General features: G+C 53.5%; 20 protein-coding genes and 1 pseudogene. 17 read left to right on the forward strand and 4 right to left on the reverse strand.

All coding sequences use genetic code 11. The features are described from left to right. Position 1 precedes the first annotated feature (1 nt). Entirely contained in the window at positions 2-955 is a 954-nt protein-coding gene (ispH, locus tag H573_RS0110280; protein ID WP_027874198.1) for a 4-hydroxy-3-methylbut-2-enyl diphosphate reductase, read from the forward strand. On the opposite strand, the gene H573_RS0110285 is transcribed toward ispH, so the two are convergent. Beyond that, entirely contained in the window at positions 952-1,470 is a 519-nt protein-coding gene (locus tag H573_RS0110285) for a GspH/FimT family pseudopilin (RefSeq protein WP_027874199.1), read from the reverse strand. The genes ispH and H573_RS0110285 overlap by 4 nt on opposite strands. A 169-nt stretch (positions 1,471-1,639) precedes the next feature. Between H573_RS0110285 and H573_RS0110290 the strand changes: the two genes are divergently transcribed. The 13 genes and pseudogenes from H573_RS0110290 to H573_RS19035 all read left to right on the forward strand — a co-directional run bounded on the left by H573_RS0110290 (position 1,640) and on the right by H573_RS19035 (position 15,566). Further along, positions 1,640-2,146: a GspH/FimT family pseudopilin gene (locus H573_RS0110290; RefSeq protein ID WP_027874200.1), complete on the forward strand. Its 507-nt coding sequence runs from the start codon at positions 1,640-1,642 to the stop codon at positions 2,144-2,146. Beyond that, the gene (gene pilV, locus H573_RS0110295; protein WP_036256496.1) at positions 2,143-2,589 is read left to right on the forward strand and encodes a type IV pilus modification protein PilV; all 447 of its coding nucleotides are present in this window, start codon (positions 2,143-2,145) and stop codon (positions 2,587-2,589) included. The genes H573_RS0110290 and pilV (H573_RS0110295) overlap by 4 nt, the downstream gene beginning before the upstream one ends. Before the next feature lies 1 nt (position 2,590). Next, positions 2,591-2,659, forward strand: a pseudogene (locus H573_RS19885) (prepilin-type N-terminal cleavage/methylation domain-containing protein); the annotation flags it as partial. 66 nt (positions 2,660-2,725) lie between these two features. Continuing rightward, positions 2,726-3,613, forward strand: coding sequence for a PilW family protein (locus H573_RS0110300; protein WP_234701863.1), 888 nt, complete (start codon positions 2,726-2,728; stop codon positions 3,611-3,613). Beyond that, positions 3,613-4,140, forward strand: coding sequence for a pilus assembly PilX family protein (locus tag H573_RS0110305; protein ID WP_027874203.1), 528 nt, complete (start codon positions 3,613-3,615; stop codon positions 4,138-4,140). The genes H573_RS0110300 and H573_RS0110305 overlap by 1 nt, the downstream gene beginning before the upstream one ends. 14 nt (positions 4,141-4,154) lie before the next feature. Further along, entirely contained in the window at positions 4,155-7,964 is a 3,810-nt protein-coding gene (locus H573_RS17805; protein WP_154653871.1) for a pilus assembly protein, read from the forward strand. Then, the gene (locus H573_RS0110315; RefSeq protein WP_036256498.1) at positions 7,964-8,413 is read left to right on the forward strand and encodes a type IV pilin protein; all 450 of its coding nucleotides are present in this window, start codon (positions 7,964-7,966) and stop codon (positions 8,411-8,413) included. The genes H573_RS17805 and H573_RS0110315 overlap by 1 nt, the downstream gene beginning before the upstream one ends. Positions 8,414-8,696: 283 nt before the next feature. Next, the gene (locus tag H573_RS0110320) at positions 8,697-9,110 is read left to right on the forward strand and encodes a type IV pilin protein (protein WP_027874205.1); all 414 of its coding nucleotides are present in this window, start codon (positions 8,697-8,699) and stop codon (positions 9,108-9,110) included. Then, the gene (locus tag H573_RS0110325; protein WP_027874206.1) at positions 9,098-9,553 is read left to right on the forward strand and encodes a GspH/FimT family pseudopilin; all 456 of its coding nucleotides are present in this window, start codon (positions 9,098-9,100) and stop codon (positions 9,551-9,553) included. The genes H573_RS0110320 and H573_RS0110325 overlap by 13 nt, the downstream gene beginning before the upstream one ends. After that, complete coding sequence (gene pilV / locus H573_RS0110330; protein ID WP_036256501.1) at positions 9,553-10,116, forward strand: type IV pilus modification protein PilV; 564 nt, start codon at positions 9,553-9,555, stop codon at positions 10,114-10,116. The genes H573_RS0110325 and pilV (H573_RS0110330) overlap by 1 nt, the downstream gene beginning before the upstream one ends. Continuing rightward, a complete protein-coding gene (locus tag H573_RS0110335; RefSeq protein WP_027874208.1) occupies positions 10,113-11,153 on the forward strand; it encodes a PilW family protein in 1,041 nt (346 codons plus the stop codon). The genes pilV (H573_RS0110330) and H573_RS0110335 overlap by 4 nt, the downstream gene beginning before the upstream one ends. Next, positions 11,150-11,701 (forward strand): hypothetical protein, encoded by a 552-nt coding sequence (locus H573_RS0110340; protein WP_027874209.1) that lies wholly within the window; start codon positions 11,150-11,152, stop codon positions 11,699-11,701. The genes H573_RS0110335 and H573_RS0110340 overlap by 4 nt, the downstream gene beginning before the upstream one ends. Before the next feature lie 37 nt (positions 11,702-11,738). Further along, positions 11,739-15,566 carry a pilus assembly protein gene (locus tag H573_RS19035; protein WP_027874210.1) on the forward strand — a complete coding sequence of 1,276 codons (3,828 nt, stop codon included), beginning with the start codon at positions 11,739-11,741 and terminating at the stop codon, positions 15,564-15,566. 43 nt (positions 15,567-15,609) lie between these two features. Here H573_RS19035 and H573_RS0110350 read toward each other — a convergent pair whose 3' ends face one another. After that, positions 15,610-16,962 (reverse strand): sigma-54-dependent transcriptional regulator, encoded by a 1,353-nt coding sequence (locus tag H573_RS0110350; protein ID WP_027874211.1) that lies wholly within the window; start codon positions 16,960-16,962, stop codon positions 15,610-15,612. 15 nt (positions 16,963-16,977) lie between these two features. Beyond that, positions 16,978-18,570, reverse strand: coding sequence for a sensor histidine kinase (locus H573_RS0110355; RefSeq protein WP_027874212.1), 1,593 nt, complete (start codon positions 18,568-18,570; stop codon positions 16,978-16,980). A gap of 126 nt (positions 18,571-18,696) precedes the next feature. On the opposite strand from H573_RS0110355, the gene H573_RS0110360 reads away from it, so the two are divergent. Further along, positions 18,697-20,325 carry an NAD+ synthase gene (locus H573_RS0110360; protein WP_027874213.1) on the forward strand — a complete coding sequence of 543 codons (1,629 nt, stop codon included), beginning with the start codon at positions 18,697-18,699 and terminating at the stop codon, positions 20,323-20,325. A gap of 63 nt (positions 20,326-20,388) precedes the next feature. Here the strand turns inward: H573_RS0110360 and H573_RS0110365 are convergent, their stop codons facing one another. Further along, on the reverse strand, positions 20,389-21,258 hold the full coding sequence (locus H573_RS0110365) for an outer membrane protein assembly factor BamD (RefSeq protein WP_027874214.1): 870 nt from the start codon (positions 21,256-21,258) through the stop codon (positions 20,389-20,391). Positions 21,259-21,355: 97 nt separating this feature from the next. On the opposite strand from H573_RS0110365, the gene rluD reads away from it, so the two are divergent. Then, on the forward strand, positions 21,356-22,312 hold the full coding sequence (gene rluD, locus H573_RS0110370) for a 23S rRNA pseudouridine(1911/1915/1917) synthase RluD (RefSeq protein WP_027874215.1): 957 nt from the start codon (positions 21,356-21,358) through the stop codon (positions 22,310-22,312). Then, the gene (gene pgeF / locus H573_RS0110375; protein ID WP_027874216.1) at positions 22,309-23,082 is read left to right on the forward strand and encodes a peptidoglycan editing factor PgeF; all 774 of its coding nucleotides are present in this window, start codon (positions 22,309-22,311) and stop codon (positions 23,080-23,082) included. Before rluD ends, pgeF begins: the two co-directional genes overlap by 4 nt. The last annotated feature ends 102 nt before the right edge of the window (positions 23,083-23,184 follow it).

A 23,184-nucleotide genomic window follows, 5' to 3' on the forward strand; every position in this document is an offset into this window, starting at 1 on the left:
TATGAAAATTGTTCTCGCTAACCCCCGTGGGTTCTGTGCTGGTGTGGATCGCGCTATCGAGATCGTGAATCGCGCCTTGGATGTGTTTGGCTCACCAATCTACGTGCGCCACGAAGTTGTTCACAACAAGTTCGTTGTTGAGAACCTGCGGCAGCGAGGTGCCATATTTGTCGATGAGCTCGATGAAGTGCCCGACGACAAAATCGTGATTTTCAGCGCTCATGGTGTTTCCAAAGCGGTTAGGAACGAGGCGGCGCGCCGGGGCTTAAAGGTATTTGATGCGACGTGTCCGCTGGTGACCAAGGTTCATATGGAAGTGGTCAACTACAGCAACGCCGGGCGCGAATGTGTACTGATCGGCCACAAGGGCCACCCGGAAGTTGAAGGAACGATGGGGCAATACGACGTTAGCCAAGGCGGAAATATCTACCTTGTTGAGGATGTTGAGCAAGCGCTCAAGCTCGAGGTTAAACAGCCGGAAAAATTGTCATTTGTCACGCAAACGACGCTATCCATGGACGATACGGCGGCGGTCATCGATGCGCTGCGGCAGCGCTTCCCTGCTATAGAGGGGCCGCGCAAAGATGACATTTGCTACGCCACTCAAAACCGACAGGATGCGGTGAAAACACTCGCCCAGCAAGCCGACCTAGTGCTTGTTGTGGGGTCACCGAACAGCTCTAATTCGAATCGCTTACGCGAATTAGCCGAGCGCTTTGGCTGTCAGGCACAGCTGATCGACAATGAGAAAGACATACAGCCCCAGTGGCTCAAAGAGGGCTTGCGAATCGGCATTACGGCCGGGGCCTCGGCGCCGGAAATACTGGTGAAAGCCGTGATCGACAGGCTCTGTGAGCTGGGCGCGTCAGCCCCTGAGGAGCTTGAGGGGCGCGCAGAAAATATTACTTTTTCCCTGCCTCGCGAACTGCGCTGGGTTGACGGGGCGTCGCATTAATCAGCGCGAGGCTGGCAGTCTGTGCTCGCTGCCGTCTCTCGGCGCAGGCGCCCGCCGATGCTTAAAATGAGTTTACGGCCTTCTCCGCCGGTTATTGGGCAGAGAGTGAGTGTACCCACTTGAAAGGCATTGCTTTTTAGGTGGGCACTACCATCTGAGCGGTAGCTCAAATAGTGTTGAACGTGCCGGTTCCCCGAGGCACTGACTCCCTTCAGTCTCGGAATCTTCCGCAATACTTCTTCATCGGGGTCATGTTTGCCGTTGTGGTTATGGTCGGTGAATATGATAGCGCCGGTTTCCCACGAGTCTCCCATGTTGCGTATGCTGACAGTCTCATTGAAGTAGGCGGCTTGCTGGCGGGCAAACAGCGCGGCGGCGTAAAGCGTGTTGGTGGCTGCGACTAGCTGCTGTTTCTGCTTTAAGCGTTGAAATGACGGGATTGCGCCCGCACTCATCAGCACGGCAATGCTGATCGCCACCAACAGTTCTATCAGCGTCTTCCCCTGGTCGTTCATCGTGGAATCCTTTCCATTCTGATGCTATATCTATAGTGGAGAAGTGCCTATTAATCAACCGGATTGTCCGAATATTACGACACGATGTAGCGGCATTTGCGTATTAATTTTGAGACCTAGTCGGCGTAATTTGCATAGAAACAATATTCGTGCAAAGTGTGAGACATCCATGTTTACTCTGTCAGAAAAGGGCTTCACTCTCATAGAGCTGATGGTAACTATTTCGGTAGTCGCCATTCTGGCTTCTGTGGCGGTTCCCAGCTTCAGCAATTTTATCGTTGACTCTCGGGTGCGTGCTGATATGCAGAACTTAGTTCGGTCTAGCGCCACGGCCCGGGCCGAAGCTGTGAGCCGTGCAGAAGATGTCTTGATTACTGCGACGGCTGAAGATTGGAGCCAAGGTTGGCGTGTCTGGGTTGATAGAAATAGCGACGGCAAGGTGGATAAGGGTGAGACGGTCAAGCTGGTACCACCTCTTTCCGAAGGGGCGTCGTTAGTAGTAAAGAGAAGTGGCACCGTGTTGACCGAGTTCAGTTTTAACCGCCAGGGCTTTTTAAATGATCCCGAGTCCATTGCGATGGCGTATGAGCTAGAAAAGGAAGGCTGTGCTCATTCAAGAGATATCAACATCAGCGCTAGCGGTCAGCTTTCTCTCGCTGAAGGGGGCTGCAAATGAATGCTTTGAAAAACACACAGCGCGGTACCACGCTGATAGAAGTCCTTGTTGCGATCCTTGTTACTGCGACAGGGGTAATGGGTGCCGCGTCAATGCAAATTAACTCTTTGAAATTTAACCAAACTGCCAAGTTTCGTTCGTCAGCGGTCTTCCTCGCCAATGATATTGCCGACAGGTTGCGCGCTAACCGCGGTCAGGCGCTAGGGGGAAGCTACGATATCGCCGTGGATGACGAGGCGCCCTCGGGTGATACCACGGCGCAGGTAGATTTGCGCGACTGGCTGGCCGAGCTCTCCCGCCGGATGCCGGCCGGGGACGGGGAAATTGTCCGCGACGGCAACCGTTTCGTGATTTCAGTGAGCTGGTCTGAAAGCCGGGTGAGCAAAACCCGTGAAAAGAGCGCTGATAACGCGCAAGTTTTTGAGTTCGTAACGGAGTTGTGAGTTGAGACGTCGCCAAACAGGATTTGGGCTCGTTGAGCTGATGATCGCAATTACTTTGGGCCTAGCGCTAAGTGCGGCTGTAATACAGGTATTTGTGGCTACACGGACCAGTAATCGGATGCAGGACTCGCTGTCGATGATCCAGGAAAATGCGCGTTTTGCGATGGCGTTCTTGGGGAAGGAAATTCGCATGGCGGGATATATGGGGTGCAGCTCGGTGGGCAATATTGAGCCGAATGTTATTGCTAAGCCCGCGAGTGATGTTGATTTTATCCCGGTTGTGGGTCAAGACAATGTTGCCGCGGGGCATGAAAGAGACGCCGTACCGGGCACTGACGTGATACGGATCAAGCGCGGCTCTGATGAAACCATAAAGATTACCGGCAACCTGTCGCCGAACAATGCAAACGTGCAGATCGAAAATAACAGCATTGATATTAAGCAAAATGATTATGTGCTAATAGCTGACTGTTCGACGGCAGATATTTTTCGCGTGACGAACTCGCCAAAGGGCGAAGGCAAGGGCAAGACAACATTGGCTCATGCTTCATCGAATAACAGCAACAATCGCTTGAGCAAAATTTATAGTGGCGATGCTGAAATTTTCGGATTTGAAACAACACACTTTTTTGTTCGGGATACTGGGCGGAAGACGGCCGGTGGCTCGCCAGTTTATGCGCTCTATAGTCAGCATAGGGGGCTTTCATCTGGAGGTGCGGAGGAGCCTGCGATAGAGCTGGTGGAGGGAATAGAGAACCTTCAGTTGAGCTATGGCCTTGATACTTCAGGTGACCGCGCCGTCGATGAGTACAAAGCCGCCGATGCCGTTGCCGACTGGCTGGATGTAGTAAGTGTGCGAGTGGAGTTAACGCTAGTCGGTAATGACGAAAATATTGTTGGCGAAGATGGTGATGCCGATGCCCAAACTGTAACGGACCGGGACGGAAACACCATTGCCAACGGAGATGGCCGCATGCGCCAGGTTTTTACCTCGGTGTTTGCTCTACGTAATAGGTTGCCATGATGAGTCAATTAGAAAACAGCCAGCGCGGAGCGGTATTAATTGTTGCCCTGGTCTTTATGCTAATTCTCACCATTGTAGGTGTGGCGGCGATGAGTAACGCCACTTTGCAGGAGCGGATGGCGGGGAATAGCAAAGATGTAAATATCGCCTTCCAGGCGGCCGAGGCGGCGATTAGAGAGGCTGAGGATTCACTGGGGGCGATTTCTGCGGCAGGTTTTATTGGCAAAGACGGCCTTTATCTTTCTTGTCCCGATCCGGACGATGATCGTCAAGAGTGTAATGTCCCAGACTGGCAGGACGAAAAGTCATCAGGCTGGATCGTTATGAACGATGCAGTGCCGGATGTTAGCCGGCAGCCAGAATATGTAATTGAACAGATCAGCGCGATCGATGACCCAGATGCTCCGCTTGACGCGGATAAGAAGGTGACTCTGAAAGGTTATTACAGAGTCATCGCAAGGGGGTTTGGCTTGAATGATCGCAGTATGGTGGTGTTGGTAACAACCTACAAACGCGTAGAGAGCTAAGCAAGGTGAAAATTATGGCCAATTTGGTTGGTAGGCAGCGTGTAACGAGCATGCTCGTGGGGTGCAAAGCTTTAGCCTTAGTGGCCGCCTTGCTGGTTTTGTTCATTCCTTCAGTAATGGCAGATGAATGCACTATTCAAGTCACTACTCCTGGGTTTCTAGGCAAAAATAAAACAAATCAAACCTACACATTTGACGAGCTCGATCGAATCAACCGTGTGGTCAGTTTTACACTGAAAAAGCCGACACACGTCTGTGGGGCAGATTCGTATTCGTACAATGCGAACCGGCTTACGGTAAAGAACAATAAGCTCAATCCGCTGAAATGCAAGGCGCAATTTACCGTTGAGGGCCAACAAGCGGGTTGCACCAGCTCTACGCCCGATAGTGAAATTGCCCAAATACCACTATTTCTTACGCAGCAGGCGCGCCCCAATATTTTGTACATATTGGACGACTCGGGTTCAATGCAATTTGAGTTGATGCCCACTGAGATTATTGGCGGAAGTTCGCGCTATATCTTCCCGCGCAGTAACGGTGTCCACGGAAGCTCGGACTATTCCAACTATGTCCCTACCGTTGATAGTAACAACCCCTACAATGCGCGCAGTCGTTCGCCGCAGGTGAACACTGTTTACTACAATCCTTCGACCACGTATGAGCCGTGGATCAAAGCAGATGGTAGCAGCTATCCCAATGCCAACATTCTTTGTGCACCCCATGCCCCGCTGAAAAGCTTTACCCTACAAACGCTTACCAATTGTCGTAACTTGACGATCAACAATAGCAACTTCAACGGTAACTCTTGGGTAAGCTGTGATAAGTCGGGTAGTTGCAGTAGGACGAGTAGTACGAAGACCTTCTGGCCCGCCGCGTACTTTTGGTACAAGGGCAGTGGCGATATGTGGCAGTGGGCCAACTATGAAAAAGTGGAGATCCGGCCTGGTCTAGATTACGTTGGACACGGGCGAGAAAGCCGTGACGACTGTTTGAACGCTAACACTGGCTCGTGCACTTACTTAGAAGAGATCCAAAACTTCGCAAATTGGTATACCTATTACCGCTCTCGGGTGGGCACGGCGAGGGCTGGCTCGGGCTTTGCGTTTGCCGAGCAAGGCAAAAACATCAGAATGGGCTTTGGCAGCTTGAATTCAAGTAAGCGAAACCTTGATGGGGTTGAAACTGCGGTGATTCGTCGAGGTGTGCGAACTTTTGAGGGCGTCGATCGCGATGATTTTTTTGACGAGCTGTATGGTTTGACTATTCCCGCGAAAGGCACCCCGCTGCGAAAATCCCTCGATGCTGCAGGCGAGTATTATCAGCGCCGAGACAACAAGGGGCCCTGGGGAGGTACGCCGGGCACTGATGATGGCAAAGAACAAACTGCATGCCGGCGAAACTATACGGTGATGGTGACCGATGGATACTGGTCTGGTGGGAAAGTCGGAGGCGATCCCGGCGATAACAACGATGGGGAAGACAATCCGAGCCACTCATCTCCAGCGGGTATGAGCTATACCTACAAAGCAACTCCTCCCTTTAGTGATTCGCGCGACGACACCTTAGCAGACGTGGCGATGTACTATTGGAAGAATGATCTCCGCAGTGACTTAGAAAATGTTGTCTCTGTGAACAAAAGAAATCCGGCGTTCTGGCAGCATATGGTCACCTTTGGTGTGGGGCTGGGCGTCACAGGGACGATCAATCCAGATTCGGCTTTTTCTGCTATCGAAACTGGCGCGACCATTAACTGGCCAGACCCCGAATCGGTGCAGGCCCACAAAATAGATGATCTGTTGCACGCGTCGGTGAACAGCCGTGGCGGCTTTTTTAGTGCTGCAAACCCTGAGGACTTTGCAACGGAGCTTTCCGATGCCCTTCAGGCCATCGTAAATGAGGGGAAGTCGTCTGCTTCAGCAGTCGCGGCGAACTCAACGCGCTTAGATTCGGGAAGTTTGGTTTACCAAGCCAGCTTTAACAGTTTGGAATGGAGTGGTCGCTTACTCGCCTACGAGTTGAATGACGATGGCTCGATAGGTGATGTTAAGTGGGACAGTAATCGCGACAGCTTCCCTGCTGAGTCGTCAAGGAACCTCTTTACCAGTGTTGGTGGGCTCGGCGACATTATCACAACAGCAACTTCTTTTACTTTGGCTAACTGGCTAAGCTTGGATCTTGCCCAGCGCACGCTGCTCAATAACGGTGCCTCTGAGCTGCTGGGTAAGGGGCTTTTGTCTTGGGTACGGGGGGATCGCAGTGGTGAGGGAACTACCTTTCGTCGTCGGTCGGGCGTGTTGGGCGACATCATTAACTCTGACCCAGCGTTTGTTGGCAATGAAGACGACTATGGGTTCCAAGTACTTAGTGGTAGTGAAGGGGATCGCTACCAAGACTTCATGAAGGCCAAAAAGTCGTGGCCCTCTATATTACTGGTGGGTGCTAATGATGGCATGCTGCACGGCTTCGATGCGCAGACGGGGAAAGAGTACTTTGGTTATATTCCAGTGGCTGTCTACCCGAACCTGCCAAACCTAGCTAGCGTAGACTACCAGCATCAATATTATGTAGATGGCTCGCCGCGAGTCAGCGACGCCTATTTAAATGGCGCGTGGAAGACGGTTGCGGTGGCGAGTACGGGAGCGGGGGGGCGCTCTGTGTTTGCCATTGATGTCAGTAACCCCAGCACCATCACCGCACAGAATTTTCTCTGGGAGTTCTCAACGGCAGCGGATGCAGATCACAAGCTAGGTGTGGCGATGAGTGAGCCGACCGTGGCGAGAGTGGATGCGGATAACAAATGGATTGCGGTATTCGGTAATGGCTATGAATCAGGCGATACCGTTAAATTAATGATTGTTGACTTAGAGACTGGGGAGCTGATTCGTGCGATTGATACCGAAGTTTCTGGTGTTAATAATGGCCTAGCCACACCCGTGCCGGTCGATGTAGATAGTGACCGGATTACCGATTTTGTCTATGCGGGCGACCTGCAGGGCAATCTTTGGAAATTTGATGTTCGGGGTAGTGACGCGGCTGACTGGCATGTGGCATACAAGTCTGGAAACAGTCCCGCGCCCCTATTTGTTGCTGTTGATGATGGAGGAGAGCGCCAACCGATTACCATGCGGCCTACTGTGGGTAACCACGATGATGGGGGCTACTACGTATATTTCGGTACGGGGCAGTTCTTCAAAACCAATGACTCAGTCGTCGGACCGTCGCCACAAGTACAGGAATTTTACGGCATTCATGATGACGACAAGGTGGTTAATAGGGGGGATCTGTTAGCCCAAGACGTGATTTACGAAGAGATTGGTACGCTGAAAGAAGGAGGCAACACCAAATTTCAGGTTCGTTTAGTCACCGCTAATGGCGCCGACAGTGTGCCTGCGGCTGGTTGGCGGTTGCCGCTCCAGCCACCCAATGACGCAAAAGAAGGGGAGCGCTCCGTGTCGCAGCCCATCCTGCGCAATGGTCGAATCATCTTTACCACGTTAATCCCGACTCAGGATGTTTGTGGTTTCGGTGGCAGAAGTTGGTTGATGGAGGTCGACGCTCAAACTGGTGGGCGCTACAAAGACCCGGTGCTCGACACCAACAGTGATGGCATGGTGGATGAATTGGATGTCATTCTCTATAACGGTGAATACCTGCCGATCAGTGGACGGGGTAGCGATGAGATCATCAAGACACCAGGCATTGTCAGTAAGGGAGAAATTGAGTACAAATACACCTCGGGCAGCAGTGGTACGGTAGGCGTTGTTGTGGAGAAAGGCGACGATGGTGGCATAGTGGGTCGCCAGTCTTGGAGGCAAATGCAATAATGAATAACGGTAGCGTGGAAAAAGGTTTTACCCTGCTAGAGCTGATGATCACCGTGGCAATCGTGGCGATTCTCGCCTCGATTGCTTATCCAAGCTACCAGGAGCAAGTGGCCAAATCTCGGCGCAATGAAGCAACAAATGCCTTGATGGTTGGCGCGCAGGCCTTAGAGCGTTATTACTCTGCTAATGGTCGTTTCACGACGACAGGTGGTGGTAGCGAATTACCCGCGGTTTTTCCTGTCCGAGTACCGGAAAATGGCTCAACGTATTATTCTATTTCTGCTGACGGAACGCCTACGGCAAATACGTTCACACTGATCGCCAAGCGCAGCGGCGTTATGGTCGGTGATAGCTGCGGTGATTTCACCTTGGATGATGCGGGTGAGATGGCGTTGAAAAATAAACCCTCTGGTTCAAAGAAGTCCTTGGCCGATTGTTGGCGTCGATAGTTATTAGGCCGGTCGCTTTTTGCGGTCTATACGCGTTTTTCTCTTATGTCGAATAGTCCGCGAATTTGTATTATTGCTTTGTACATGCTCGTTAAATCTGCGTATTCTCCCTCCTTGCCGTCAAAGAATTATAACTAAGTGTTGGCATAGCACGGTTGGCTAATTAGTCGTTTCGCCTTGAAATCTGACTGCGGAAGTCGCCGCGTCCTCTGCCTGACAATAACTTAGTAGTGTATTCGCTCAGTCGGCTGTAGCCATTTTCACGTCCAGGAGAAGAGGTTAAGTGCGAGGTAAATACATTTCAGGTTTTACGCTGATTGAATTGATGATTACTGTTGCAATCATCGGTATTTTGGCAGCCATTGCCCTGCCTTCTTATCAAGAGTACGTAGTACGAACGAACCGGTCCGCTGCGCAAAATTTCGCGATGGAAGTTGCGAATATGCAAGAGCGCTATTATCTCGATAACCGTGCATATGCGGCGGATTTGACTGCTCTGGGGGCTTCCCTGCCCTCTGAAATCAGTAGTTCCTATACCGTTAGTGTGACAGCCGACAACACAGCCAGCCCCCCTAGTTATATTATTAGCGCTGCGCCAAAGGGTGCGCAGGCAAGTCGTGATGATTGTGGCACGCTTACCCTGAACAACAAGGGAGAAAAAGGTTATGCCTCGGGGGCAACGCGATGCTGGGAATAACTAGGTTTAGAGGCTTTACGTTACTTGAACTGTTAGTAACCTTGGCGGTAGTGGCCATCGTGACCGCCATTGCGGCGCCGTCGTTCAACGACGTTATTGAGCGCCAGCGCGTTCGTAGCGCCTCCGACACCTTGCGGTCTACCATTGACCTGGCGCGCAGTGAGGCGGTTAAGCGCAACGCGGTGGTTAGTGTCAGTCGAATTGGCGATAACTGGAACAAGGGATGGCAGGTGCTCGATGGTGCAACTGTACTACAGGTCGCACCGTCTCAGCCGAACCTGACCATTACCAGCGCGGTCAATACGGTGCAGTTTAACGGCTCAGGGCGAAGCAATGCCGCGGCAGAGTTCAGTCTAGTGCCCGAGTCCGGGAATACCGCAAACGCCTACTGTGTGGATATAAGCCTCAGCGGCCGGCCGCGCAGCCGGAAGGGAGGCTGCTAATGCCAAAACGGGAAGCCGGATTTACCTTAGTGGAGATTCTTGTTGCCCTGCTTATTGTTCTGGTCGGCTTAATGGGCGGAGCGGGTTTGATAGCACGCTCTGTCCAACAGGAAGTGGAAGCTTATCAGCGCTTGCAAGCGCTAAATTTACTCCAGGATATGGTGAGCCGAATTAATGCAAATCGGCTTGTAGTGACTTGTTATTCTGCAGGTGCCACAGGTATGGTCTTAGGGCATGGTGCCTCCACTCCGCCCGCTTGTGCTCAAGGTTCTGCCGAGCAGCGCGAGACCGCAGACGAAGATCTTTCGCAGTGGAATGCCGCGTTGATTGGCTCGGCCCAACAAAATAAAAGTGACGAGAGTATCGGTGCGATGATTGGCGCCCGTGGCTGTATACAGCAACTAGACGCCGCCACGCGTCAATACCGCGTGAGTGTCGCCTGGCAAGGCCTGAATGAAACCTCTGCGCCCTCTGATAACTTGACCTGTGGGAAGAACCAATACGGTGACGAAAAGCAGCGGAGAATTGTTACCGCAATCGTGCGAATTGGAGATTTAACGTGAATCTGTCTAGGCGGCAGCAACGGGGCCTTTCCTTGGTCGAGCTAATGATTGCTCTGGGATTGGGCGCCTTTATCCTATTGGGAATTATTTCCCTAGTGGCCTCCGTCAGTCAGACCCGTACTAAGCTATCTTTGGTATCGGATCAAGCAGAGAGCGGGCGTTATGCCTTGCATGCATTGAATGAAGAGTTGGCACTGGCGGGTTTTCTCGGCACTTATCATCCGGGTGTTGGTGTGGCCGACTACCAGCTCGTTGACCCCTGCGTAAATAGTGGCAATGCGAGTGACCTAGGTTTTGACCCGAGTACGCTTGCGCTGCCGCTGGCGGTGTCTGGTGTTGTCAGCGGCGCGACAATGCCGGCATGTGTCAGCGCAGATAGTCCGGTGGCGAACTCGCCGATGCTGAACATTTATCGTGTGGACGTTGCAGAGGTGGACGTTGCCAGCATCGCGACGGGAAATACGACGCCCTACTTGCAGGTTTCCAACTGCGAGCTCGATGCTCTGCCTTATATACTGAATACAGACCCAGCGGCGCTTACCTTGCGGGCAAAGGGCTGCACGTCACTAGCCCGTGCTCGTCCTTATCTCGTTCGCAGCTATTTTATAAGCGATTGTGAAGATTGTGCCGATGGTGGTGATGGTCGCCCCACACTTAAAATGCTTGAGTACAGCAGTGGGGTTCGGCGCATACTTCCACTGGTCTCTGGAGTTGAAGATCTACATATCGAATACGGCTTGGATTTAGATGTCGATGGTGGGCCCGATTGCTATGTGAGTGACCCCGGTGCCGCCGTCGCACCCAGTGGCTGCCCGGCCGCGGAGTGGTCTGGTACGGCAACGGAAAACTGGCGGGACACCGTAGCTGTGCGCGTACATTTATTGATTCGCTCTGAAGAACCGATTTTAGCAGAGCCAGTTGACGACACCTTTGATCTTGGCCGTGCTGACAGGGTGGGGCCTTTCGACGACCGTTTTAAACGGCAAGTAGTGTCGACCGTTGTGTTAATACCTAATGTTGCGGGGCCGAGAGAATGATAAGTGTAAAGCGACAGTCAGGTTTGGTATTGATCGTAGTTCTCGTCATGCTGGGGATATTCAGCATTATTATTGTCAGCATGCTTAGCGGCAGCAATATTAATTTTAAAATAGCCGGCAATCAGCAGTATCACATCGAATCAAAAAATGCGGCGAGTAACGCCATAGAATCTTTTGTCAGTAACCCGGCTAATTTCGCAATTCCATTGCCAGACGAGAATACAGAGTTTGGCAGCGACTTCAATGGTGATGGCAGTGATGACATGGTTGCTGTGGTCGCTCCGCCAACCTGCTTGAGTACAGACCCAATAAAACAAGTTGAGCTTGATGTCGCCGACCCAGCAGATGCTCAGTGTCTGGGAACGGGCAAAAGTAATACCGGCGGTGTGCTGACGGATGACGATGTTGCCCTCCGAGGCAACTCCTGGTGTACCAAAATGCGCTGGGATATCGCTGCAACAGTGGGTGACGCTAAGACTGAAAGTCGTCTGGAAATGCACCAAGGGGTGTATTTGCGCGAAGTCATTGGGACGCCCTGTTTGAATTAATTTCCCGGTTTAGCCGGCGTTAGAAAGAGTGAAGGCCATGAAAACACTGATTAGTTGGATCTGTCTGTCGCTTATTTTTATAGCGGTACCTACGCTGGTACATGCCGAAGACATTGATTTGTTTGCCGGGATTACCCCTGGCGGGGCCAACCCGCCGACGGTTTTGCTTGGTTGGCACAGCAGCGCCAATTCTAATGCTAATGTCACTCATGGTTGCACCTATGCCGATGATGGTGCCGCGCCAAATTTAGGCGACACTGTTGGGGGCATGGAACAATGCGCGGTGGTGAATACCATGTTGTCATTGCTCGAACCAGAGTATGACTACCTTTTGGGGGCGATTAAGGTCGGGCTGATGGTGTTCAACGCCAACCGATTCAGTAACTTTGATAATGGCACCGGTCTTGGTAACGGTGATGATCGTTGTGGTTTTCTGCTATCGCCGCCAGCTTTGATGGATCGCGATGGTATTAGTGGCTTTATCAGCCGATTGAAGAGTATTGGTAAAAATCATTTGGCTAACCAGTCTCGTTTGGGGGATTTGATAGCTGAGAGCTGGGCTATGCTCAATGGTTTAAGTTCGTCATGTTCGGGGGTCGACTATTCCGGTTTGGCGGACATCGCAACTCAGTGTCGCGATGCTGTGTTGGTATATATCGGAAATGCGACAAAGCAGAACGCTAACGTTGCGGATGGTACCGGTAACCCTGACGTTCTGCTGAAAAGCCAGTTGACGGATGTTTTCTCTTACGCAACAAGTTCTTCGCAATACCAGTTCTTTGCTACCCCTCGAGCAGTGACACAGCTTACCAATTCAGACTCGCCCAATAATAAATACTGGGGGGATGAATGGACGCAATTTATGAATCTCGTGGATACCAGCGATAGCACCCAGTCTGACCGCAATGTCACTACGTACTCAATCGCGGTTTACGACCCTAACTTAGAAACAAAGTTGGCTGGCGAGATCAACTTCCTCGCAGACTTGGCGAATGTTGGCGGCGGCAAGGCCTTCAAGGTGACTGCCGATAATCATGCGGGTCTGGCAGAGGTGCTCCTCCAAATATTTAATGAAGTGCAGGATATTAACAGTGCATTTTCATCAGCGACGCTGCCCGTTAGTGCTAACACGCAAGGTACCTTTCTTAACCAAGTGTATATCGCCAGTTTTCGACCCGACAGCGATGCGGCACCTCGCTGGAACGGCAACGTTAAACAGTATCAGCTTGGGTTTGATGCGGGCGGGAATATTGTCCTCACGGACTCGACGCAGGATATTTCGGCTGCGGTGACATCGGTCACTAATCCCATCACGGGGTCGATCGTTGATGACGCGATAAGTTTTTGGACCACAAACACGCCCAAGGATGCGTCGGGTGCTGCGGTGGCGGACTGGCCACTGGATGGTTTTTGGCGCAATAGCCCGGAAGGTGAGGGCTTTGCCTTTGACCACCCTGACGGCGATTTAGTGGAAAAAGGCGGTGCGGGTCAGTTATTGCGCGTGAACAACCTGACCACATCATCAGGCCGCAAAGTCTATACCTGTAACAGTGTCGGAGGTTGTCCGAGCACGTCGGCTCTGCCCGAGTTTAAAACGACGAATACCACTCTGGTGTCTCAGCTAAATGCGGAGTTGGGCGCTGCTGAAGAGGGCGGCAATGCATCGATAAGTGTTGGCCGTTATGACGATGGCGAAACGATATCAACAAGCTGTTCGGGTAAAGGGAATAATATTACTTGTACTATCACTCACGATGGCAGTGGCGGTACGCAGTTAGATGCGGCAACAGACAAGGTGGTGATGCTGAACGCCTGGAATGAGTCCCTTCAGGCGAATAAACAAACTTGCACTTTTGCAACGCCATGTAGCATTAGTAATGTCACGGCCACCAGCTTTGATGTTAATTCAAAAAACATCCCTAGTGGCCAAACTTACAATGGCGCCGTTATTGTAGAAGTAAGCCGTGCCGCTCGCGTTGCGCAAACTGCCCATGGTTTGGGGTTGGGCGACCAGGTTGAGCTGGAAGGCTGCAGTGTTGGCTCTACTGATAATACCTATAACAGCCAACTGCTCAGTGGCACGGTACTTGGGAGTGTGATCGCGGTTACGGATGCCGACAACTATGTGCTAAGGCTTGGCGACTACGTGCTTGCGGAAAACAACAATGTAAGTTGTGGCAGCAGTGCGGTGTCACTTACTGCAGAAACCCTCATTGATTGGGTGCGTGGAGAAGACATCATCGGCAACGAAACCCGCCGCGGCCCATGCCCGCCGGAGCAGCGTGGTAGTGATTGCCCGATCACGGCGCGCGGTTCGATCCACGCCGATGTCCTGCACTCGCGCCCCGCGGTTATCAACTACGGGGGCACTACTGGGGTCGTTGTGTTCTACGGCTCCAACGATGGGCACTTCCACGCCATCAATGGTAATCAAACCGGTAATATAGCTGGTGTGCAACCGGGTGGAGAGTTGTGGAGCTTTGTTGCACCGGAGTTCTTTGGCAAGTTTAAACGGCAGTTTAATAACGACCCATTGGTGAAGTACCCCAATGTGCTCGACAGTCGCGCGCAGCCGCGCGATTACTTCTTCGACGGTAACACCACCATTTTGCAGGACAAGCGCACCGGTGAGCCAACGTCAGGGAAGTCCTTAATCTTTATGTCAGCGCGCCGTGGTGGACGGTTGCTCTACGCGCTAGATGTCAGCAATGTCGCTGAGCCCCGTTACTTGTGGTCGTTGTCAAATAGCCAAGTGCCTGAATTGGGGCAGACGTGGTCTCAAGCTCAATTAACGTTGATTAAGGGGCACAGTAACCCGGTGTTGGTACTGGGCGCCGGTTACGACCCTGCCGAGGACCAAGAGCCCGCACCGGCGACAAACAGCCAAGGGCGTGGGGTACTTATCCTAGACGCATTCACCGGCGGAGTACTGTGGGCCGCACTTGCTGATTGCACCGGTGTCACGCTGGCATCAGGTGGGCACTGTGAAACCGTTTCCGCGATGACAAAATCTTTCCCCGCTGATGTAACGGTTCTGGATAAGGACTTAGATGGGTTCACCGACCGCCTCTATGCGGCGGATGTGGGCGGGAATATATGGCGCATTGACCTTGAGGCAGCCAGCCCAGCGACAACCGCCTTTAGCGACATTGAAGTGAATAAGTTCGCAAGTCTGGGGGGCAGCGGCAACAGTGCTCGCAAATTCCTATTTGCCCCGGATGTCGTGCCGACGAATAACTTCGACGCTGTGGTGGCGGTCTCTGGTGACCGTGAGCACCCGCTTTATACCAGCAGTACCACTGCCGGACTTGCCTACAATGTTGAAAATAAATTTTTCATGATTATGGACAAAAATACCGGCAAATCGATGCCATCGACTCACTCCGCGGTGACCGTAAGTGACCTGGTTGACCAAAGCACGTTGCAGTGTAGTGACGGCAGTGGTGGCATTGTTTCCTGTGGCAGCGAAGGTGCGACCGAGTTGTATTTTAGTGGTTTGGATAGCGGTGTCGCAGGGTATTACTTTGACCTGCTAGTGGGTGAAAAAGGCGTTAACGCACCATTGGCTGTTGCCGGGAAAGTCTATTTTGGTACCAACCAGCCGGATGTGCCCGATGCTGAAAGTTGCAGTGCAAATTTAGGTAACGCTGGGGCCTATGTTGTGAATCTTGTGACAGGTGAGCGGCAGAGAAATGAATTTTCTGGTGGTGGACTTCCACCGTCACCTATTGCCGGGCTCGTGACGATTGATGGGAAAACCGTGCCCTTTGTGATTGGTGGGGCGGGGCCATCACCCTTTGACCCCAGCACCCCTGCGCTCGACTTGTCCGGTGGGCGAAAACGGACCTACTGGTATTACGAATAACTAAAAAGGCGGCCTCGGCCGCCTTTTTAGTTTTGTGAGCTCACTAGTCGAGGTTGTACTTCTTTAGTTTGTAGCGAAATTGCCGGAAGGTGAGCCCCAGCAACTTCGCTGACTCCGTCTTATTGCCCTGTTGGGCTTTTAGGGCAGCATTGATTATGTTTTGCTCAATACTGGCAAGATACCCTTCCACGTCTCCGATAGCGGCCGATAGGTGGTCGGTGTGTTTATCCGGGTTCACGCTGCTATTTGATGCCGGGAGCGATAGGTCCTTGGCAGTGATGGTCTCGTCGTCGCAAAGTGTTGCGGCGCGTTCAATAATGTTTTCCAACTCGCGAACGTTGCCGGGAAAGGGGTAACTGCTCAGCGCATTGAGAGCATCTTCACTGAGACGAGGGGCCGGTATACCCCACTCGCTAGCGATTTTCTCAAGCATAAAATTGGCCAATAACGGGATGTCGCTGACCCGTTGCCGCAGGCTGGGTACTGCGACCTCGATAACATTAATTCGGTAGAACAGGTCACTGCGGAAGTGTTCTGAGGCGACTTCGCGGGAAAGGTCTCTATGGGTAGCGCTGAGTATGCGAACGTCGACGGAAATTTCTTCATTTGAACCGATGCGCCGCACCGCCTTTTCCTGAATAGCGCGAAGCAGTTTAACCTGCATATTCAGCGGCAGGTCGGCGACTTCGTCCAGGAAGAGAGTGCCGCCATTGGCTGCTTCAAACAAGCCTTCCTTATCGCCATAAGCGCCAGTAAAGCTGCCCTTAACATGACCAAAGAATTCACTTTCGACAAGCTCGTCGGGGATGGCGCCACAGTTCACTGGGACAAAGGGAGCATTGCGGCGCGGCCCATTGGCGTGGATCATGCGCGCTACGACTTCCTTGCCACTGCCCGACTCGCCACTGATGTAGACGGGGGCCTGGCTGCGGGCAAGCTTGGTGATTTGCTGGCGCAGTCGGCTGATAACGTCGGTTTCGCCGAGTAAGCGGGTGTTGCGGCTACTGTCGATAGCGGTGGCGCTGCTACTCTCCAGCTGCAGGGCGGTTTTGATCAGGTTGCGCAACTGATCTATAGACACCGGCTTGTTGATAAAGTCGAATGCCCCCGCCTTTAGCGCCTCAACTGCTAGCTCTGTGCTGCCATAGGCAGTTAACACCGCAACGGCAGTTTCACTGCAGTGCTGTTGGATGTGGTGAACGACGTCCAAGCCCGAGCCATCTGGCAATTTGATATCGGTAAGACAAAGCTGAATGGTGTTTTGCTGCAGGAGTGCGATAGCGTCACTGACACAGCCGACCGATTCGGTATGAAGGCCCATGCGACTGATAGTAATTTCCAGAAGTTCGCGAATATCCGGTTCGTCGTCAATGATGAGTACGGTTTTCTGTGTCATATCGGCTTGTCAGTATCAATCGGGGAGCGCGCTGCGCTGCGGGTGGGCGAATTGTAATCGAAAACAGCTGTCGCCGCTGGGTTCCCGCCGGTAGCTAATGGCGATTTGGTTCGCCAGGCAAAGCTCGCGGCAGAGGTACAAGCCGAGTCCATTGCCCTGAGATTCCGTGGTGAAAAAGGGCTCAAAGATTTTGTCTTTATTGTCCTGAGAAATGCCGGGGCCATTATCCATGATATCCAGTGTTACGCCGCCGCTAATACCGTTGCTCAAACGGTAGCGGATAACGGCTGTGTCGGCCTCTGCCAAGCTATGACGAATACCGTTTTCCGTAATATTACTCAGTATCTGGTTTAGCTGGCTTTGGTCGACGTTAACCGTGTCATTACTGCATTGTGAGTCGTCAGGTAGCAGCTGTATCTTCCCCTGGTGAATGCTGTGCCAATCCCGGCAAAAGTGCTGCAGCCACGGCATTAGCGCGAAGGCTTCGGGTTTCGGTAGGCGGCCGCGAGACAGCTCGAGAACATTTTTTACAATATCGTCCATGCGTTTTGCATGGTTTTGGATAATGCCGACAAAGCGCGCATCCCCGTCGTCGAGGTGAGGGCTTTCGGCGAGCAATTGCGCCGCATGGCTGATTGCCGAAAGAGGGTTGCGTATTTCATGCGCGATGCTGGCGGTGAAGCGCCCAAGCGAGGCAAGCTTTAAGTTCTGAGCGCGCTGATTGATCTTGCTGATATTTTCAATATACAGCAGGAAATCTTCGTCGTTGTCTTGGTCCAGCTGGGCGATGTTGACATGTAACTCGACCCCAGAGGGCTGCAGCTGGATAATTTTCGACAAGCTGCTACCCGGTGCGGTAAGGGCGGTGATTTGCGGGGGGGCATAGAGTGAATCGGGGCGGCGTTGGTAGGGGACTTGCAAAAGTTCTGCGGCAGCGGCGTTGCAGAGCTTGATGCGGCCACTGCGTGACATGACCACAATGCCCGTCTGCATTCGCTGCACAATGCTTTGGTTGATTTGCGATAGCCGCTCTAAGTCACTGCGGCGACGCTCTGCCAACTGCTGAGCGGAAATAATTCGTTGGCTGAGGTAGCGAATGGCAATGGCTGTTGAAAAATAGGCCATCCCCATCATGCCCGCGACGATAAATTGCTGGGTTTCTACGCGCTCGTAAAGGGTATTGGCCGCGACCTCGGCAATGGCACTGATGGTCGCCAGCGAGGCTAGAGACAGGCACAAGCGGGCGGGTAAGGTCATGCTTGCTGCGCTGATGCTAACCATCAACAGTGAGGCAAGGCCAGAGTCGGCACTTGCAGAGCAGTAGCTCATCAGCATGATGCAGCCAATGTCGATGAAAAACTCGAAGAACAGCCCCGTGTCGTGATAGTGGCGACTGGCCAGCAAATGCTGGAACAAGGCGAGCAGTGAAAAAGCCAAGTAGGCAAAGGAAATCAGCGAATAGATGCCGGGGGCGGTGCTTCCCAGCACCGATTGACTGAACCCATAAATGAAGATGAAAAACAGCGCGCTGGCTAGCAGCAGGCGGTACGCTGCATATACCCGCATGACGGCGCGGCGTTGGCTGTGGTCGATGCTGGCGCTATGCATGATGCTCTCGTTCGGCTAATGCCAATAAGTGTATCTGGCAATTCCTGCGGATGCACATCGCGAGTTTTGATAGAATGCCAGCGCACTGCGGTAAGCCAACGCCTATTAACGGGGATACACAGATTCATGACCACGCTTCGTATTGTTACTGCTCAGATCAACCCGGTAGTAGGGGACATCGAAGGCAACACCGACAAAATTCTCAACGCCGTTGAAGAGGCAGTGCGGGCGCACAACCCCCAGCTTATATTGTTCCCAGAGCTTGTTGTGACGGGGTATCCGCCCGAAGACTTGCTCTTGCGCAGTAGCATTAGCCATCGGGTAGAGCGCGCTTTGGCGCGCATTGCCAAAGCGGCGAAAGAGACCTATATCGTTGTCGGTTATCCGCGCAGCCGAGATCAAGGTTTGTATAACACGGCTGGGGTGTTCTTCCGCGGCCGTTTGCTCCACGAATACCACAAGCAATGTTTGCCGAACTACCGCGTATTTGATGAAAAGCGCTATTTCAAAGAAGGCCGTGAAAGCGTCGTCTTTGACCTGTTTGGTGTGCCCACCGCGCTGAGTATTTGCGAAGACATCTGGCAGGATGGCCCCACCGCGGCTGCCAGAGCCGCCGGTGCACAGCTGATGTTGAATATGAGCGCCTCGCCCTTTCATGCAGGTAAGCAGATAGAGCGCGAAGCCCTGCTGGCGCAACGGGCCTGGCAAGGCGGAATGCCCATCGTCTACTGCAATTTGGTGGGTGGTCAGGACGAGTTAGTGTTTGATGGCGCGTCGATGGTGGTTTCCAAAGAGGGGGAGTTACTGGCGCGAAGCCCCGCCTATGTCGAGCATTTAGCCTGTGTTACGGCACATTGGCAGGACGGCTCGCTGAGCATTGATGAAGGGGCGGTGACCGACCTTAAACCGGTGCTGGACGATGTCTACGAAACGCTGGTGCTGGGGGTGCGCGACTACGTTGAGAAAAATGGCTTTAAGGGCGTGGTATTGGGTTTGTCAGGCGGTATTGATTCCGGTTTGACGCTGGCGATTGCCGTTGACGCACTGGGCCCTGAGCGCGTGGAGGCGGTGATGATGCCCTTTCGCTACACGGCGTCCATGAGCGTTGAAGATGCCGAGGAACAGGCGAATATGTTGGGTGTGCGCTACTCCTGTCTGTCGATCGAGCCGATGTACGACGCCTTCATGGCGACGTTGGCCGACGAGTTTGCCGGCACCCAGGTCGATACCACGGAGCAGAACCTGCAGGCTCGCTGTCGCGGTGTTCTGTTGATGGCGATCTCCAACAAAAAGGGCTACCTGGTCCTCACCACGGGCAACAAAAGCGAAGTGGCGGTCGGCTACTCGACGCTATACGGCGATATGGCCGGTGGCTTTGACGTACTGAAAGATGTCGCCAAAACCCGGGTGTTTGAACTGGCTCGCTATCGCAATACCCGCTCTCCAGCGATCCCGCAGCGCGTTATCGACAGGCCGCCCTCGGCCGAGTTGGCGCCAGATCAGAAAGATGAAGACAACCTGCCGCCCTACGATACGCTGGATGAAATCCTGGAGCGCTATATCGAGCGCGATGAAAGCGCTGAAGCGATTATCGCCGATGGCTTTGACCGCGACACCGTGTACCGGGTACTGCGCCTTGTCGATTTAAACGAGTACAAGCGCCGGCAAGCGCCGATCGGTACGCGCATCACCGAGAGAGGCTTCGGGCGTGACCGTCGCTACCCCATCACTCAGAAATGGCCGATTGGCGATTGATAGACCGGAAATAAAAAAGGGCGCCTATGGCGCCCTTTTTTTGTACCCCGCTGTCGCGACGACCTATTCTTCACTCTTGCTGCGGTTGTCAAAACGCGGCGGCTCATAGCGGTCAAACAGGCCGAAGGTGGCTTTATTGATAAATGAGCCTTCCTGTTCGATACCGACTTCGCTGATGAAGTTACCGTTCTTGTCCAGGTTGGGATGGTCGGGATAGTTCTTGCGCAACACGGCAAGTGACTGCTCCGCCAGATCATCCATACCTAACAGCAGATAAGCCTGTACCATTACCGCCAGCGCATCGGGAACAGCCGGCGTTTGAGGCAAATTTTCTATAACATAGCGCCCGCGATTGGCCGCGGCCAAATAGGCTTTGCGCTTAAAGTAGTAATTCGCCACATTGATCTCGTAGCGCGCGAGACGGTTTCGCAGGTAGATCATCCGGGCGCGCGCATCATCGGCATACACGCTGTTTGGGAAGCGCTGCAACAGCTGACGAAAATCTTCAAAGGATTGGATCGCCGACCCCGGGTCGCGCTGCGTCATGTCAGTGGGGATGAAGCGCTCCAGCAGGCCCTCGCCCTCGGTGTAGTTCGAGAGACCGCGCATGTAGTAGGCGTAATCCACTTTCTCGTGCTGTGGGTGCAGGCGAATAAAGCGATCGGCAGCGGCGATTGCTGCCTCGTTGTCACCGCCGCGATAGTAGGCGTAGATAATCTCCAGCTGCGCTTGTTCGGCATAGGGGCCAAAGGGGTAGCGGCTTTCCAAGAGCTGCAGGTTCTGAATAGCCAGTGAAAAGTTCTTGCTGTTCAGGTAGCCTTGCGCGGTTTCGTATATCTCCCGCTCCGACAGTTCCTGTCGTTCAGGTTCGCTGGCGCAACCCGCGAGGGTGGCGATGAGAAGGAGTGCTAGGAGCTTGTTAAACGCTTTCATTTACCCGTTCCAAATGGCGGAAGAACCCCGCATTTGCGAGGGCCTGCTATTTAACCACAGCGTGTCAGTGGTATAAAGAAGGCCTCGGAGAATCACTATGACAGAAACCATCAATCGCCAGGAAATCGTTCCCGCCGACCTCAACTATGCGCGTTTCGACCAGGCCGCCAGCGCCTTGTTCCCTGAATATTCGCGATCGCGCCTGCAAAGCTGGATAAAAGGCGGTCAATTAACGGCCAATCACAGCAGCTGCCGCCCCCGGGACAAAGTTCACGAAGGCGACGTGCTGACCTTGCAAGCGGAGCTGCAACCCGAGGGGCGCTTTGAGGCCGAGGCGATAGCGCTGGATATCGTCTATGAAGACGACGATATTATCGTGATCAATAAGCCCGCTGGCCTGGTTGTTCACCCGGGTGCCGGTAATCCCAGTGGCACCCTGCTGAATGCCCTGCTCAGTCACTGCCCGAGTATTGATAGTGTGCCGCGCGCGGGTATCGTGCACCGTCTTGACCGCGATACCACCGGACTCATGGTGGTTGCCAAAACGCTGCAAGCCCACGCCGACTTGGTGGCGCAGCTGCAAGCGCGCGATGTTCACCGCGAATACGACGCCGTTGTGATGGGCAGCATGACCGGTGGGGGTAAGGTTGAGGAGCCAATGGGGCGTCACCCCCAGCAGCGCACAAAAATGGCGGTGGTGCAGTTTGGCGGCAAGGAGGCGATTACGCATTATCGCCTGCAAAAGCGTTATCGCGACCACTGCCATGTGCGTTGTTTTCTTGAAACGGGCCGCACCCACCAGATTCGTGTGCATATGGCCCATATTCGCCACCCTTTGGTGGGCGACGCGACTTATGCCGGTCGGCCGCGCTTGCCCAAAGGCGCGAGCGATGAGCTGGTGAATATGCTGCGCAGCTTTCCCAGGCAGGCGCTGCATGCCCGTAAACTTGAACTCGAGCACCCCATAAGTGGCGATACCATGAGCTGGGAAGTGCCCTTGCCCGACGACATGCAAGCTCTACTAGCCGTATTGGATGCTGAGGAAAAGTTGTGATTCACGCCGCCTGGCCAGCGCCCGATAATGTGATCGCGCTGACCACAACGCGGCACGCGCCAGCGGGCACCATCGGTGCCAGTGAAGGGGCGTATGCGGATTTTAATCTTGCCCAGCATGTTAACGACAAGCCGCTGGCGGTCGCCGCAAACCGCGCGGCGCTTTTCCACCAATTACAGCCGCAGGGCTTGCGTCGTATCCAATGGCTGAACCAAACCCACGGCACCGTAGTGTATCGATCTCGGGCCGATGTGCAGGCGCTGCCCGATGCTGATGCGGCCATCACAACTGACATCGGCCAGGCGCTGGCCGTATTAACTGCCGACTGTCTCCCGGTATTGCTCTGCGACCGGCTGGGGCGCCAGGTGGCCGCTGTTCACGCGGGTTGGCGTGGCCTGTGTAGCGGTGTGGTCGCCAATGCCGTTGCCGCGTTTGATCGCCCCGCTCAGCAATTAATGGCGTGGTTGGGGCCGGCGATTTCCCCTCAGCATTTTGAAGTTGGCGAAGAGGTGCTGCAGGCGTTTGAAAGCCAATTTACCGGCCCAGATAGCGCGGCCATTCGCGCCGCCTTTGCGCCGATAGCCGGCCACTCTGGAAAATACCTCGCCGATTTGTATCAATTAGCGCGGCTGCAGTTGAAATCGCTGGGCGTCGACGCCATCTATGGAGGAGAGTATTGCACGGTGGCCGACGACGACCTGTTCTACTCCTATCGACGACAGCCCCAGTGTGGGCGCCAGGCCAGCATTATTCTGTTGCGGGATAACTAAAAATCTCTCCCGCCGGGCTTGAAAGCCAGCGGAGCACCCCCATCTAGTAAATAGAAAGACCTTATTAATAGTGCGGTTATCGCTCTGCGTGAGCTGGGCCGC

It is taken from the genome of Neomelitea salexigens DSM 19753 (assembly GCF_000422345.1).
In the GTDB taxonomy this organism is placed as follows: Bacteria; Pseudomonadota; Gammaproteobacteria; order Pseudomonadales; family Spongiibacteraceae; genus Spongiibacter; species Spongiibacter marinus_A.